Origin of the sequence: Candidatus Magnetobacterium casense (assembly GCF_000714715.1) — a bacterium.
In the GTDB taxonomy this organism is placed as follows: Bacteria; Nitrospirota; Thermodesulfovibrionia; order Thermodesulfovibrionales; family Magnetobacteriaceae; genus Magnetobacterium; species Magnetobacterium casense.
On record NZ_JMFO01000022.1, the window covers coordinates 38,546 to 53,570 of the forward strand.

Consider the following 15,025-nt stretch of genomic DNA (forward strand, 5'->3'; position numbering starts at 1 on the left):
TTTGATATGCAATTTGTGAGAAAGGCAGCGTATGTATCAGATTATAAACTTATGATTACCTTTGACAATGGCATTGTAAGATACGTTGATTTAGAGGAACATCTGGACGGTGAGATATTTGAACCCTTAAGGGATATTAATTACTTTAAGACTGTTTGTGTCAACAGTGATATAGATACTATATGCTGGGATAATGGAGCAGGCATATCACCGGATTTTTTGTATGAGATAGGAGTAGAGAAGAAAGATGATATACTGTCAATCAGCTAACAACAAGGATGGCGGCGTGCGGGTAGTTTGTGGATACAAAGCTGTGGGAGCACCACAATCAACTGTGTATGCCGGGGGGTATGCCATTTTATGCCGTCATACTAGGGCATTATTGCCGTGCTTCTGTTATGTGATCTGAGTTCTACCCTTGTTATCCAATATATCTTGAAGCATCGAGGTCCAAACTTGGTATGCCAACCTTACCGGTACATAGTAAATGGCAGCCGCAGGGGCACTCGTATCTTGGAGGCAATCTCTCGCTTTACCGGCTTACGTTTTTTTCGTATCTTCCCGATCCTGGAGATGGCATCGGCAAACGCCCTGAGATAGACCGTTGTTGACTGCTCCATTGTGTGATAGAACACGTGATATATAAGCGCCACGTTTGCCTTGAGCATCATATCAAAGGGGTAGTGCTTCCACGTAAGCCAGAACGTGTTGCGTGTGTAGTAAAACGGTGCCCGCTCTGAGAGTCTGTTTACAGCGGAAGTCTTGTGATATGCTACCACGTCGGGGAAGGATTCGATCCTGTAACCGCTGTCCCACACCCTGAAGGCCAGGTCAAGTTCGTTGGCGTACAGGAAGAACTCACCAGGATAGCCGCCGAGCTTGTCGAGTATCTCTTTTCTGACACCGGCGCCGGCACCGTTAAAGGACATAATGTAGGCACCAACGTTGCCTGATGCGGGGATGGCTGCCGTTGTTACCGTAGCCTCTGCACAGACGTTGTTGTACTGGGCGTAGTCCCTTACGTCAAAGGCCACGATGCCAAGGGTGGGGTCGCCCTGAAACTTTTCCACCATCCGCTTGATGCTGCCCTCGGAGGGGAAACTGTCATCGTCTATGATGATTACGTAGTCGCCACGGCTGGCCCTGAAACCCTCATTGTAGGCGCCAACACCTACGTTTTTGGGCATTCTGATCAGTGTAACGCAGGGATATTCCTGTTGTACCATCTCTGCGGTGCCGTCCGAAGAACAGTTGTCTACAACCACAATGTCAAGGTTCTTGTAGGACTGCGTGGTCAGGTGTGCAAGGCCCTCGCGGGCGTCCTCTCTGCGATTGTAGCACAGCATCACGACACTGACTACAGGCTCCCCAACGGTTGATTGTTGTGCTACCATATGCGCTCCTTATTGTTACATGTAAACTTCATGTCCTTTTACTCAAAGCGGATGGCCTCGACCTTGATGTTCAGGGAGTTTTCTCCGAGGCTTGCATCGATCCTGGAGGGATACGCTATGCCATCCGTCCATACCGTGTCCTTGTAGACGATACGCATGATGCTGTCATCGCCGATGTATAAGGATTGTTTAACCGGAGCCAGTGCGGCCTTGTCTAGGACGACTATCCGTCCATAGGTCTTTAGGATGAGCCAGTTGTCAATGTCGCTGGTTATCAGATCGTTGAACTTCCACCACATCAACCCTTCCCTAATCACCTTGGCAAAGATTTCCTTGTCGGCGTCATCCATTTCGGGACTGCTGGAGAGGTGACCGTCCTTCTGGGTAAACTCTCCGACTAAAAACCCCAGCGAGTAGACGTTGATCTGAAAGCCGGAATCATCCAGGACTATAGAAGCATTGCCGGAGAGGGTCTGCTTGCTTGTCTTGAGATTTAGTTCGACGATGCCCGATATCCTGGTGACATTGTAGAGGCGTTTAAGGAGTTCGTTTAGCGTAATGTCCTTGGGACTGTGGTCTACCGTCGTTGTGCCTTTCAACTTTGGCAGCCAGGCACAGGCATATAGTGACAAGAGCGTCAGGCTAACGATTAATGGCAATCTTAAGTGCTTCATCTATGTTCTTGACACCTCTTAGTTGTATCTGTGGGATTATACTGAGCCTGGTGAGGTTAGCCTCCGGCACAATGGCCTGCTTAAAGCCGATTTTGGTGCCCTCCTTGATTCTTGATTCTGCCTGCGATACGGCACGTATTTCACCGGAGAGACCAACCTCGCCAAAGACAAAGAGGGACTCCTCTACGGGTCTGTCCAGAAATGACGATGCTATGGTGGTAACGATCCCCAGGTCAAAGGCAGGTTCCGAAATCCGCAGTCCGCCAACCACGTTGAGAAATATGTCCATGTGTCCCAGGTGTAGTCCGCCGATTTTTTCAAGCACTGCCACCAAGAGGTTGACCCTGTTTATGTCCACGCCAATGCCCGTGCGACGAGCAACCCCAAAGGTTGTCTGCGTCACAAGCGCCTGCAGCTCGACCAGCAATGGCCGTGTCCCCTCCATCGTGGAGATCACCGTTGTACCGGCAACCCCCATTGGTCGTTCGGCCAGAAACAGCTCCGAGGGATTGGTAACCTCGGCAAGTCCCCCCTCTCGCATCTCAAAGACCCCGATTTCGTTTGTTGAACCAAAGCGATTCTTAACCGCCCGCAATATTCTGTACGGATGCCCCCGGTCGCCCTCAAAGTATATAACCGTATCCACGATGTGCTCCAGTGTCCGTGGACCGGCGATGGCGCCTTCCTTGGTGACATGTCCGACGATAAACACCGGCACCGATGACTGTTTGGCATAGAGCATCAGCCTCATGGCGGCCTCCCTCACCTGCCCCACGGAACCGGGGACGGAGTTAAGCTCTTGCGTAAACACCGTTTGTATAGAATCTATAATGACCACTACGGGTTTTATCTTCTTTATGTGTTCAAAGATCACCTCAAGGGACGTCTCCGAAACGATCAGGATTTCAGCCGTGTCAATCCCCAACCTCTTTGCCCGGAGCTTTATCTGCTTCAGGGACTCCTCGGCGCTGACGTACAGGGCCACTCCACCAACGGAGGAGTTGTTTTTGTAGACCCCCTCCAGCAACTGCAGCACCAACGTTGACTTTCCAATGCCAGGGTCTCCGCCTATGAGTATGAGTGAGCCGGCAACGATCCCCCCGCCAAGTACTCGATTTAGCTCCTGGATGCCGGTGGAGATGCGCTCTTCGTCGGCCAGTTCGATGTCGGAGATGGAGGTTGGTGTGGATTTCAGGGACGGCCTGGAAGTCTTTGAGGGTTTCTCCTGGCGCTCTTCGACAAAGCTGTTCCAGGCGCCGCAGTCCGGGCACTTACCGACCCATTTGAGCGACTGCCGCCCACACGACTGGCACTGGAAAACCGTCTTGTCCTTAGGGGGATTGATCCGAGTGCTCCTTCAACGCTATGTCACTTCTTGCATATATAAACAGCATCCTTACTATTATAGCAGAATAGCTTCATTTTTCGTATCCTCTTAAAAAAGCATGGTAAAATGGGGTCAAGGGGACTTCTTTCCGGCCGGGGCGCCTCGCCCCTCCCCTTGCGGGGGGTTCTGCAGGGGGGCGGAGCCGCCCCTTTCTTTCTTGCCTTAAAGTATAGTCACCATGAAATATAAAGAGGATACCATTTTTCTTTTTTTCATCAGGCATCTTGTTTTTGCTGTATCCTGTTTTTCCACCACAGGGCCTTATCAAGTATGGCGGCTTCGTCTTTGAGGGTGTGCTTTTTGCTTTGGACAACCACCTTGCCATTGATCATCACCGTGTCCACGTCTGCCGAGCGCATGGAGTAGACGATCAGCGAGTAGATGTCATAAAATGGCGTCAAATGTGGCCTGTTCAGGTCGGCTATGACGACGTCTGCCAGATATCCGGGCTTGAGGCATCCGAGTCTGTCACCAAACCCCAACTGCTCTGCCGCAAGACGTGTGGCCATTGTCAGGGCCTGACGGGCGTTGAGGACGGTTGGGTTGTTGCACATGGTCTTGTGCAGACGGGCGGCTATAGACATCTCCGTAAACAGGTCGAGGTCGTTGTTGCTTGCGGCACTGTCCGTCCCAAAGGACACGCTCACTCCACGCTCAAGCATGGCAACCACCGGGGCCACTCCGCTGGACAGCTTGAGATTGCTTTCGATGCAGTGAGAGACACCCACCTGATTTTGTGCAAGCAACTCGATCTCCACCTCAGACAACCACACACAGTGCGCTGCCACCAGACGACTATCCAGAAAACCTATATCGTTTAGGTGTTCAACGGGACGCTTGCCATACCTGGCGATGACCTCCTGCACCTCGTGCTGGGTTTCGGACAGATGGGTGTGCATGGGGACGTTGTAGCGTTGTGCCAAAGCTCTGGATTTCATGAAGGTATCGGGACTGCACGTATAGGGGGCATGGGGGGCTATACAGGGTGTCACCAGCGGGTCATCTTTCCAGTCCTTGATAAATGCCTCTGCGTTGTCGAGGTACCCCTGCGTATCCTTTGCAGAGGCCGACGGGAAGTCCAACACCCCACACCCAAGCACTGCACGCATCGACATCCCCTTAACCGCACGTGCCGCACTGCCCTCAAAGAAATACATGTCGTTGTAGGTCGTTGTCCCGCCCAGGAGCATTTCAAGACAGGCAAGTTCCACCGCATCGTAGATGAACTCATCACTGAGCCACTTGCCCTCTGCCGGCCATATGTAATCCTCCAACCAGTTCTTCAACGGGAGGTCATCGGCCATGCCACGAAAATACACCATCGCCGCATGTGTGTGCGTGTTTACAAGCCCGGGAAACACCACTTTACCGGAACCACCAAGCCTCATGGACGGCCTGTAACGTTGCGATATGAGCTCATACGTGTCTACATCTATTATCTTGTTATCAATCACGGCTATGGCGCCATTAACTATCGGCTCATGGTCGTTTATCATTGTCAGGAGATAGTCTCCGTGTACTATATAATCAACATCTATCATCTACACCAGTCTCCTTTTATGCCTCGCCCTGTGAGGTCTGCCTGTGGTACTCGCTCAGGCCGGTGTTTTCTATATCTTCGAGCATAATTCCCCGTGTCTGCACTATAAGTTCGTAGGCGACTGAGAGTCTGCGTGCTACTTCTTTTAAAGGCATACCTCCGCCGTAGTGCAGTTCGGCTATGGATATCTTCAGGAAATCGTCGGTGATGATCGTTTTTAGTTCAGCGTCTGAGACATCCAGCAGTGCACACGCCTCGGGATACGAAACACCGGAGGCAAGCGCCTTCCTGAGGGTCTCTATGCCCTTGTCATAGATTGCGTCCTCTTCTTTGGTAAACTTCTTGTACGTTACTTCAACCATTGAAATATAACCCCCTCTGTCATAATTTTTTTTTAGTGCAGAGTGCATTAAGCACTATTTGTGACCATGCCCGGCACCGGTCACCGATGGTGGAGGCAATATCAAACCTCCACCCCTTAAGACAAGGCATCCCCAAAATCTTTAATGCTCAGAGATTTCAGGCCCTAAGACTACTTTTTTAAATCCTTGACCTGCTGGATAGGAAATAAATACAGTTCCTTGGCAGCTTCAAGGATTCCACCGAGGTACGTGGTGGTTTCCTCGGATAGTTCGACACCTTTTTTCTGCAGGTCCTTCAGATACGCCTCCCAGCCCTGGTGGTCCCACGTGCCACTGGTCTTTTTGATAAAATCGACGGTGTTGTTGGCGATCCCAAGTATGATGTTCTCAAATCCGGTTGTTGAAGTGGATGTGCTGTAGAGCTTCTTCATCGATTCCAGCATCGATCCCAGATATGACTGCATGTCATGGGTGAGATTGTAACCCATCTTCTGGATATCAGACAGGAACTCAAGCCACGCAGTATGGTCCCATTTGCCACCCTGCTGAGAAACAAACTTTGTCGATAGTTTGATCAGTTCATCAAACGATTCCATCATCTTTTGGTTCATTCAGTTACCTCCATAGTTTTTTTATGTGTCCTTATTGATTTGATATTATATAATTTTTCTTGCAAAAAAAGCACTTGTTTAGTGTAAAATTAAGAGGGTATTTTTTTGGGCGCCCACTATTATAATATACATATTAAGAAGGGGGATTTAATGGCTTCAAATCCACTAACCGAACTCAGCAGGCTCGGACAGAGCTTTTGGTTTGACAACATAAGCAGAGGACTCATAAACTCAGGCCAACTCAAGCGTATGATAGACGAGGATGACCTCCGTGGGATTACATCAAATCCAAGCATCTTCTATAAGTCCATCAAAGACAGTAACGACTACGATGCGCTCATGCAGGAGACGTTTTCCAACCGGAGCAGGACGGCCAAGGATGTTTTCTACGCCCTTGAGCTACGGGATATCACCGAGGCGGCAGACCTCCTGATGGGGGTCTATGAAAAGACCGAGGGCAGGGACGGCTTTGTCAGCATCGAGGTAGACCCCAACTTTGCCTACAACACGGAGGCAACTGTTGCCGAGGCACGGGAGCTGTTTAAGTCAATCGGCAGACCCAACGTGATGATAAAGGTGCCGGCCACCACGGAGGGGCTACCCGCAATCAGGCAATTGACGGCAGAGGGCTACAACGTCAACGCCACACTGCTCTTTTCGGTAACCCGGTACGAGGAGGTCGTCAACGCCTACCTTGAGGGACTATCCGAGCGAGTGCAGAACAAGCAATCCATTGCATCGATTGCATCGGTGGCGAGCTTCTTTGTCAGTCGTCTGGACACCGTCGTAGACGCCATGCTTAAAGATCGCACCGATATCACGGAGGTAGATGACTTCATGGGCAAGGCTGCCGTGGCCAATGCAAAGGTGGCATACCAGACGATGGTAACGTTGTTTTCGTCGGAGCGATTTATCAAACTCAAGGAGCGCGGCGGTAAGATACAGCGCCTGTTGTGGGCCAGCACCAGCACCAAAAACCCCGCATACAACAACTGCCTCTATGTCAATAACCTCATTGGCCCTCACACGGTCAACACCATGCCGGATGAGACTGTCAAGGCATTCAGAGCCGGCGGCATAGCCAAAAGAACCATCGACCAAGACCTCGAAGAGACCCAAATACTATTGGATGCCCTCGATAACTTCAACATAGACATCAACGCCGTAACCCTGAAACTTGAACAAGACGGCGTGAGGCTATTCATAGAATCCTTCAACAGCCTCCTGGACCTGATACAGGCCAAACGAGGATAAAAGATGGTGGCGGTTTTTTTAGCCCTCACAAATGTTTTAGGAGACCCCTCCCTTGTATTCCCTCCCACAAGTGGAGGGAAATTAAAATATGTCAAAGATACCAGCACAAATCACCCTCCCTTTATGGGATGGGTTAGGGGAGGGTTCTTTCTGTTATCTCCCTAATTGTATTATATCTGTCAGAACAATGGAGCAAGATAGTCAGCCATTTGAAGAAGGCAGCCTGACGCCACCAAAAATTTATGCACCCTCTTATGTTATGTCGTTGTAGGGTAAAATCATTAAGTAATAACAATAGCAGGACACTACACTTAAAGGTCAAAAGTTGCAGGGCTAATTTTGTTTTCAGTTTAAAAGCACCTCTCCACCCTCTCTCCCCCCTCATAAAGTGAGAGGAACACCTTATGTCCCCACTCACTTTGAGAAAAATCATTTTTTAACGTCTTAACTTACGCATCAAGACAAGGCTTGAAAGCGCCATAAGGATGATCGTCCCGTACTCGTTGAGCGTCGGCACTGTCGCTACATCCTGGACAAGCGCCACGGGGTCTGTAATAGTCCCATTGACCGTCAAGTCGTTATCGCCTAAGGCACCGTCGGTCAGGTGAAGGATAACGATCTTCTGGCCTTGCACAACATTAACCTCACCGCAGGGTTTGTTGCTCACGCTCTTGTTGCAATTGAAGTCATACCAATGTGGGGTGGCATTTGTAGCGGTAGGCCCGTACTTAAAGACACGGTTTACGTTTATCGTCTGAGGCATGTAGAAGGTGATTTGGGTATCAACGTTGGGTTGCACGTTTGTCAGGGTGAAGGTAATCGTGCCTATCGGTAAGCGTCCGCTATTGCCTGTGCTCAGTTTTAGTCCATTTACGTCGGGGGTTGTGGTAGCGTTGATGCTGGACAGAGTCGCTGTGGTTGCAACGCTGATGGTGATGGGTTGACCTTTGTCGTCAGTGACAACCACTGGGGTTGGTGCGGGAGTGGGAGTTGGGGTTGCTGTTGGCGTTGGTGTCGTAGTAGACGTAGGCGTCGGTGTTGGGGTTGCTGTTGGTGTGGGAGTAGGCGTTGGTGTGGGAGTCGGGGGCAGCGTAGGCGTCGGTGTTGGAGTAGGCGTTGGTGTTGGTGTGGGTGTCGGCGTGGGAGTCGGAGTTGGTGTGGCAAACGTCGCTGTGACGTTCTTTGCCGCCGACATCGTCAGCGTGCAGGTTGAACCCGTCCCCGTGCAGTCCACGCTCCAGCCGGTGAAGGTCGAATCTGAATCCGCCGCTGCGGTCAGGGTCACGGATGCGCCTGTAGGATATGGAAAGGTGCACGTTGAACCGCAGTTGATCTCTGAAGACGCACTCGTCACAGTACCCGAGCCTGTTCCGGTTTTTGAAACGGCCAGATTTAGCAAAGTACCAACAGGTCCGGTGCGCACGGGCCAAACATAGTAGCCGTTGGACTTAGCGCCAACGTAGGTGGCAATATTACCAAAACTCCAGCTAACCCACGCTACAGACGTACTGTAAGCGTAGGTTGTGGAGGACCAATAGTTGCTATTCTGAACATTAATGAACGGATCGATTGAACGATTAAGTAGGCTAAACACCTCTTTTCTGTTTGGCAATTTCCAATCGCTGTAACCAAGGTAATTAGACGTATTAAGACAATTAACATAATCCAGAGCCTCTTGCCATATTTTAATCCCGCCAGTGCAACTGCTCACTGTTGGTGTACCGGCATCTTTGGGCCATATAAGCCCCGTAAGATTATCTGTTATGGTAGTATTGCCGTTGTCTGTAAACCTTGGGTTAGGCCAAGGTACACCTTTTTGTAACGCACCATCATCACCTACAGCGTAGGTTGTAGTCTGGCCAGTTTGAGGTAGACTTATGGTAGCAGCCGATATTGAACGAACCATCCATACATAGTTAGGGGGTACCAGACTTAACTCCGGTGTATACACCTCCATCAGTCATGTTAACGCCCCATGCTTCGGATGTGTCAGTAACCGTCCATGGGCAATCAACGGTAGTCGCCGACCAGTAGAAGTCAGACTGCATATTGGTAAAGCCCTGCGAAATCAGCCACGTCGCCGGATTAGCCTGTCCCGCGTTGACGAGACTCTCCAACTCATATATGTTCGGTAACCGCCAGTCGGTGTAACCATACGTGCCAGCCCCGCTGTTCATTGACGCGACGTAGTCTAGAGCACCTTGCCAGTAGCGAGGGCCAGGAAGGCTGGCATCCTTGGTCCACATCAGCCCCGTGAGGTTGTCGGTAACTGTCCCGTCGCTGTTGTCGGTAAACCGCGGATTCGGCCAAGCCACACCCGCCCTGATTGCGCCGTCGTCCCGTTGTGGGGTGTTGGCGTCGTAGCTCGTTGTCTGCCCCGTCTGTGGCAGACTGACTGTTCCGGCGTAGGCGGCCCCGATCACGGCAACCAGCGCCAAGGTAAGCAGTAGTCCTACGCCCGACCTTCTGTACGACTGGAAATACCTTCTCTCTCTTCGGTTATTACTTCTCCCAAACATACATCCTCCTCAAATTACGTCTTGTTTTTTCCCCTGTACGACCGGTAAAACCGGCCTGCTTATTCTATTGGTTGATTGCGTTAAACGGCTGAGATCGAGCTTAACGACCGTAGGGTGCGCATTGAGCAATAGATAACCGTAAGCGACAGTCACGCGATATTCACCTTCTATGGATTGCGGTAAGAAAGACAGAAAGACAAAGGCTGAAAGGTTGGTTATGGTAAAATAAGTTATTAAACTATTAGTCCGCTCATTTAAGTGAGTGAGTGAGTGAGTGAGTGAGTGAGTGAGTGAGTGAGTGAGTGAGTGAGTGCAATAAGGGTGCCAAGCTCTTTGGCCTCTCTATACTCCCTGCCTCAAGTTCATACATTTTCCCCAAAGGACTATTCAGCCCAGAAATCATAATCCATTAGTTGTTCAAATGTGTATAAGCAGGTCTCAGGTAATTCCCTGGCGCTAATTCCTGTTTCATTTTCAAATGTGCGTTTAGCTTCTATAAATCCTTTAGCAATAACGACTTCTATATTATATTTTAGACTTGGGCTGTCCTCGAGTAAAAATTTAATCTCTCTTCTTTGATTATTTATTGTTTCACGCCAACTCCTACTACGCCGTTTTGGTTGGTACTGCCATTTTAGCAGATGCATTATTAGCACCGTTAATCGGTTCAATAGCTCTCTCTTGTAACTCCTGGCCATGCCTTCCAGCTCCTCTATTATATTTTCAAGGTCTATCTCCGCGAATCTGCCCTGCCGCAACAGATCGGTATTATGAAACGCCCATTGATACAAATCAACCTCGTAGAGAGAATCCGCCGTGAGCGTGTCTTTATGCGTTAAGGTCTCCGTAGATATCGTCTCCATATAGGTATAGTAGCATTACCTCTGAGGCATCTGTCAAGGGGGCGGAGAAAAAATTGAACCTTAACAACCATAGAGACCCCCATACAATGTCTACAACGTCATCCATGTCTCAACGAGACAGTAACACGACAGCGCCTGATTATTGCACAGTTACCCGAATGCCAGGCAGGCTGCCCCTATTAATCCGGCGTCATCGTCCAGGAATGAACGCACTATCTGCGTCTTTGCGTATAACTCCCTGAAGGAGTTTTCCGACGCAACCCTTATGGCCTCCTGCACGTAGATATCCCATGCCCCCGTAAGACCTCCCGTGAGAATTACCGCATTGGGACTGAAGATGTTAATAAATCCGGCAATGCCGCTGCCAAGATAACGTCCCGCCATCTTTAATATTTCTGTGGCAAAGTCATCCCCCTCCAGGGCATACCGGTAGATGTCTGCAGGCTGGATGCTCCTGTCGCCTCCTGTGATATGTCTGCTCATCAGCGAATCCCTGCCGTCATTGATCCCCTCCGTGGCAAGCTCGACCATGGCCCTGGCAGATGCGTATGCCTCCAGACACCCGGAACTGCCGCATCCGCACCTCCGCCCGCCCGTCTCCACGATGACGTGACCAAGCTCGGAGGCTATCTTCAGCGGTGACCGGTTGTATATAACTCCACCGCCTATACCCGTGCCAAGCGTCAATAACACAAAACTGTCAAACTGCCTGCCCACTCCGGCAACAGACTCCCCAAGTGTTGCCACGTAGGCATCGTTTTCCAGAAACACAGGCACCTTAAACCTGCTCCCGATAAGTTCAACTATCCGTATGTCTTCGAGCAACCTGAGGTTGGGACAGGATGTTATACTCTTGTTATCCACGTCGATGACACCGGCTATGGCCAATCCGATACCATGTACGTCGTCCGAAAAAAGCCTCCCGATAGAATCGATCAGGTTATTGATGATTTCCTTGCAGGTTGGCACCTTTATCCTTTCAACGATCCTGCCATCCCTTGCCACCAATGCCACACGGAGGTTTGTACCTCCAAGGTCTACTCCTATAGAGTATGGTTTATTCATGATAAATCTTCCTTATTTTTGCTTTATGCTAACTAATGACGTCTCTATCCCCTGGACTCTATCATAAAGGTCACCGGGCCGTCATTTGTAAGAGTCACCTGCATATGGGCGCCAAAGACGCCGCTAAAGGTCTGTACCCCCTCCTGTTGCACCCGCTCTATAAACCGCTCATACAATGCGTTGGCCGCCTCCGGTGGGGCCGCCATGTCAAAGGATGGCCGATTGCCCTTACGACAGTCAGAGGCAAGCGTAAACTGCGATATCACAAGCAAAGAGCCGCCAACGTCCCGCAGCGAAAGGTTCATCCTGCCATCGGCGTCATCAAAGACCCTCAGGCTGATGACCTTCCTTAGCACGTACTCCAGGTTAGAGTCAGTATCCCCGCGCTCAACACACAGCAACAGGACAAGCCCCCCTGACATGGATGCACCCGGCACCCCGTCAACACGGATGGACGCACCACTGACACGTTGTATGAGCGCCCTCATTTTACCTTGTACCCGGCTCCCTCAATGGCCTGCACTAACATATCGCTCAAGAGCCTTGTATCGTCCACATCCACCGTAGCGCATCCTATCCCGACCTCGGATGATAACACGCCAGGCAGCGACTCTATCGCCTTTCGGACTCGTGCAACACAGTGGTTGCAACTCATACCGTCAATCTCCAACGTAACCTGTGACATACGTGTACGTCCTCCTTTTATTTGTTCCTGCAATATAACCCGGTCAACAACCTTGCAAGATAAGGTTTATAATTATGCCATAACACAGTAGCATAATAAAAGTGGGGTTACTGTAAATATTTCTGTGATGATAGCAAGGTTAAGCATTATAGGGTCAAATGTCATATTTAAGCAAAGACGGGGATTGTCTGAACCAGGATTACACAGATTTAAGGATTTATACTGAAATGACACAGACCTCCCTCCCCTTGTGGGAAGGAATGAGGGAGGGGGATACCTTTTAAGAAAGAGCCACTTTTTTTAATCAAAAAGTTTTTTCCAAGTTTCCATATTAACAATACCATTGTCCAAAATAAGAACACGTCTTTGGAAGGCTTTAACTCCCTTTTCAGTGTTTACACCAAAATCTCCATCAACTTCACCAACTATACCGGCATAACCACGAGCATGCAGAAGTCCCTGTAATATTTTCACATCATGCCCTTTACTTTTTCTATAACGGATGTTCTGCGCAAAAAAAGGCTTACTTCCTTTAAATATAAGGTTTTATAAAAGAAAATGTGTAAACACGTAGACACTAAAACTTGATTTTATTAGTGAGGCATGGTATAATACATTTCATGATAACTTATTAATATAGCAAAGAATTTTAAAATGTAGACACTATCAATTTTGAATAATCGTTTAGTGTCAAGGGGTTACACGATTTTTTACAGTCAAAACCCAGAACATCCGCTATAATAAGATAAAAGCGGAAGAGTTATGTTTATTGAGTACTCTTCATTTACCGGTTCTGGTACTTCTACAACATAAAAGGTTTCTTCGGAATACGTGATACCAGGGATACGAGCTGCGTGTGTCCAGCCTCTACTTTCAGCAGAATCAAAAGTTCCTACACCATAGTCCTCTCCTCGAGCTTCGAATGTTTTACCATTACCTAAACTAATTGCTACATGAGAATGTCTAGGCCTATCACCTTCAAACGGATTTGATGAGAATTTAAACAACAAAGCCCCAGGTATTGTATATGCTTGTTGAACATCTATAAGTTTTCCATGATCCTTACAATGCTTTGCTTGAATCCATGAGCCGTCTGGCATGGTAGGCTCTATTTTTAAACGAGCACAAGCCCATTCAACTAATTCGGCACAGTCAAAAGCTGACGGATTGGAATCAGATAGTGATACTTCTACACCAAACTTATAAATATCCCCTTCCTGTGATTTAACTAAATTTAAAAGCTCTATGTTTGTTTTCATAGCTAAAGAACTCCTTTGTTGTTTGTTAAATAAATTATTTATTTTTTTCTCTTCAATAGCATTAATCATCGAAGAGCTCATAGCACTCTGACCTTTACCGCCAAAATGCCACCAGTTAAGACCTACAATTGAATCGTAAATCTTAAAGTTCCTTAAAAACTCCTTTACTTTTACCTCAGAAGTCTGTTGGGTATATCCTCCTTCACCCCAATATGCTTGACAAGTTATGACAATTGGCTTACTTACATACCTCTTCCAACTATTAATACACAGACGTACATAAGAATCTGGATTGTCTAATGGATATTCAGATTCTAAAAGTCCGGCAGCATGTAGTATCTTTTTCGATGGGAATCTAAACCAATATACCTGAGGAGCAAAGAAATCAACTAATGAATCTGCAACTTTCATTAACTCAGGTTCATGCCAATGTATAAAGCCGTGGCTAGAGACACCTATTGCACTTTCAGGACTCAACGATTCACGTACTTTGCTAAGAAATAAGACAATTTCATCATTCGTCCAGGATGCACCATTTACTTTCTGTTCAATATCGGCAATATAGTCTGATAAACCAAACCTTTCAAGGCTATCAAGAGCTATTTTATATTCACGCGTTATGTTTTCACCCTGACACCATCCCCAACCCGCAACCTCAATACCATAATCCTTAATAGCATTTACAAGTGATTTCGTAGGTTCTATGTCATGAATAGGCATGTATCCGTGGATACGTATCCAGGCATGCTGCATATCAAGCCTTTTCAATGACTTAGCAACTTCTTCAGGACCACCATACTTTGCAATAGTGTGTTCTGCATTGTAAATAAAAGTCCCATGCCCAGTCACAGACTTAGGAAGCTTGGAAACCATAATGTCCTCCTTTTTTGTTTATTAAAACACTTTATTTTTCTAACAGTTAAATATCAGCATACTAAGGATTTGTCCACAAATAACTTGTACAAATGGTGTCTAAATATGTTATGATCAAAAAGTGCAAAGCGATACCGAACTTATGATACAAAGAAAATTTGAAGTACTCAAAGATGTTTTAGACGAACAAGGCAGACGAATGTGGGCTGCAGTGGAAGCCGAGGCATTGGGACGAGGAGGAGTTACTTCAGTTTCCAGATCTACTGGTCTTTCGCGGACAACGATATATGAAGGAATTAGACGTATTGCTGAATCAAAGGAAAAACCTTCAAAAGGGAAAAAGAAGATACGTTTACCTGGAGGTGGACGCAAGCCGGTTGTTGAAACAGACCCATCCGTGCTTGTAGATATTGAGGGGTTGGTAGATCCGGTTACCCGAGGAGACCCTGAGTCTCCATTACGGTGGACCTGTAAGAGTGTTCGTAATCTTGCTGTTGCTCTTCAAAACCAAGGACATGTGATTGGTAGACAAAAAGTTG

17 protein-coding genes are annotated in these 15,025 nt (G+C 48.2%); 3 read left to right on the forward strand and 14 right to left on the reverse strand.

Annotation, left to right across the window (positions count from 1 at the left end; all coding sequences use genetic code 11):
* The first annotated feature begins 6 nt into the window (after positions 1-6).
* The gene (locus Mcas_RS11495; protein ID WP_040335682.1) at positions 7-270 is read left to right on the forward strand and encodes a DUF2442 domain-containing protein; all 264 of its coding nucleotides are present in this window, start codon (positions 7-9) and stop codon (positions 268-270) included.
* Positions 271-470: 200 nt separating this feature from the next.
* Here Mcas_RS11495 and Mcas_RS11500 read toward each other — a convergent pair whose 3' ends face one another.
* The 6 genes from Mcas_RS11500 to Mcas_RS11530 all read right to left on the reverse strand — a co-directional run bounded on the left by Mcas_RS11500 (position 471) and on the right by Mcas_RS11530 (position 5,968).
* The gene (locus tag Mcas_RS11500; protein WP_040335683.1) at positions 471-1,394 is read right to left on the reverse strand and encodes a glycosyltransferase family 2 protein; all 924 of its coding nucleotides are present in this window, start codon (positions 1,392-1,394) and stop codon (positions 471-473) included.
* Positions 1,395-1,432: 38 nt separating this feature from the next.
* Complete coding sequence (locus Mcas_RS11505) at positions 1,433-2,068, reverse strand: hypothetical protein (protein WP_156033335.1); 636 nt, start codon at positions 2,066-2,068, stop codon at positions 1,433-1,435.
* Positions 2,037-3,413, reverse strand: a complete 1,377-nt coding sequence (radA, locus tag Mcas_RS11510; protein ID WP_040335685.1) for a DNA repair protein RadA — start codon at positions 3,411-3,413, stop codon at positions 2,037-2,039. Before radA ends, Mcas_RS11505 begins: the two co-directional genes overlap by 32 nt.
* 257 nt (positions 3,414-3,670) lie before the next feature.
* Positions 3,671-4,996, reverse strand: coding sequence for an amidohydrolase (locus tag Mcas_RS11520; protein WP_040335687.1), 1,326 nt, complete (start codon positions 4,994-4,996; stop codon positions 3,671-3,673).
* Between the two features lie 16 nt (positions 4,997-5,012).
* A complete protein-coding gene (locus tag Mcas_RS11525; protein ID WP_040335688.1) occupies positions 5,013-5,357 on the reverse strand; it encodes a hypothetical protein in 345 nt (114 codons plus the stop codon).
* Between the two features lie 170 nt (positions 5,358-5,527).
* Complete coding sequence (locus Mcas_RS11530; RefSeq protein ID WP_040335689.1) at positions 5,528-5,968, reverse strand: hypothetical protein; 441 nt, start codon at positions 5,966-5,968, stop codon at positions 5,528-5,530.
* 150 nt (positions 5,969-6,118) lie between these two features.
* Here Mcas_RS11530 and tal point away from each other — a divergent pair, with 150 nt between their 5' ends.
* Positions 6,119-7,222 carry a transaldolase gene (gene tal / locus Mcas_RS11535; RefSeq protein ID WP_040335690.1) on the forward strand — a complete coding sequence of 368 codons (1,104 nt, stop codon included), beginning with the start codon at positions 6,119-6,121 and terminating at the stop codon, positions 7,220-7,222.
* Positions 7,223-7,658: 436 nt separating this feature from the next.
* Here the strand turns inward: tal and Mcas_RS18240 are convergent, their stop codons facing one another.
* The 8 genes from Mcas_RS18240 to Mcas_RS16900 form a co-directional block, all read right to left on the reverse strand.
* Positions 7,659-9,179: an Lcl domain-containing protein gene (locus Mcas_RS18240; RefSeq protein ID WP_156033336.1), complete on the reverse strand. Its 1,521-nt coding sequence runs from the start codon at positions 9,177-9,179 to the stop codon at positions 7,659-7,661.
* Positions 9,139-9,741 carry an Lcl C-terminal domain-containing protein gene (locus Mcas_RS16895; protein WP_052567289.1) on the reverse strand — a complete coding sequence of 201 codons (603 nt, stop codon included), beginning with the start codon at positions 9,739-9,741 and terminating at the stop codon, positions 9,139-9,141. The genes Mcas_RS18240 and Mcas_RS16895 overlap by 41 nt, the downstream gene beginning before the upstream one ends.
* Before the next feature lie 383 nt (positions 9,742-10,124).
* Entirely contained in the window at positions 10,125-10,604 is a 480-nt protein-coding gene (locus Mcas_RS11555) for a DUF29 domain-containing protein (protein ID WP_052567291.1), read from the reverse strand.
* Between the two features lie 150 nt (positions 10,605-10,754).
* Positions 10,755-11,669, reverse strand: coding sequence for an ROK family protein (locus Mcas_RS11560; RefSeq protein WP_040335693.1), 915 nt, complete (start codon positions 11,667-11,669; stop codon positions 10,755-10,757).
* Positions 11,670-11,713: 44 nt separating this feature from the next.
* Positions 11,714-12,157 carry a D-aminoacyl-tRNA deacylase gene (gene dtd / locus Mcas_RS11565; RefSeq protein ID WP_040335694.1) on the reverse strand — a complete coding sequence of 148 codons (444 nt, stop codon included), beginning with the start codon at positions 12,155-12,157 and terminating at the stop codon, positions 11,714-11,716.
* Positions 12,154-12,354 (reverse strand): heavy-metal-associated domain-containing protein, encoded by a 201-nt coding sequence (locus Mcas_RS11570; RefSeq protein ID WP_040335695.1) that lies wholly within the window; start codon positions 12,352-12,354, stop codon positions 12,154-12,156. The genes dtd and Mcas_RS11570 overlap by 4 nt, the downstream gene beginning before the upstream one ends.
* A 300-nt stretch (positions 12,355-12,654) precedes the next feature.
* Positions 12,655-12,828 carry a peptidoglycan-binding domain-containing protein gene (locus Mcas_RS17735; protein WP_162176316.1) on the reverse strand — a complete coding sequence of 58 codons (174 nt, stop codon included), beginning with the start codon at positions 12,826-12,828 and terminating at the stop codon, positions 12,655-12,657.
* A gap of 242 nt (positions 12,829-13,070) precedes the next feature.
* Positions 13,071-14,486: an NlpC/P60 family protein gene (locus Mcas_RS16900; protein ID WP_052567293.1), complete on the reverse strand. Its 1,416-nt coding sequence runs from the start codon at positions 14,484-14,486 to the stop codon at positions 13,071-13,073.
* A gap of 142 nt (positions 14,487-14,628) precedes the next feature.
* Between Mcas_RS16900 and Mcas_RS17740 the strand changes: the two genes are divergently transcribed.
* The coding region (locus Mcas_RS17740) for an ISAzo13-like element transposase-related protein (RefSeq protein WP_040335555.1) at positions 14,629-15,025 on the forward strand (397 nt) is incomplete at its 3' end.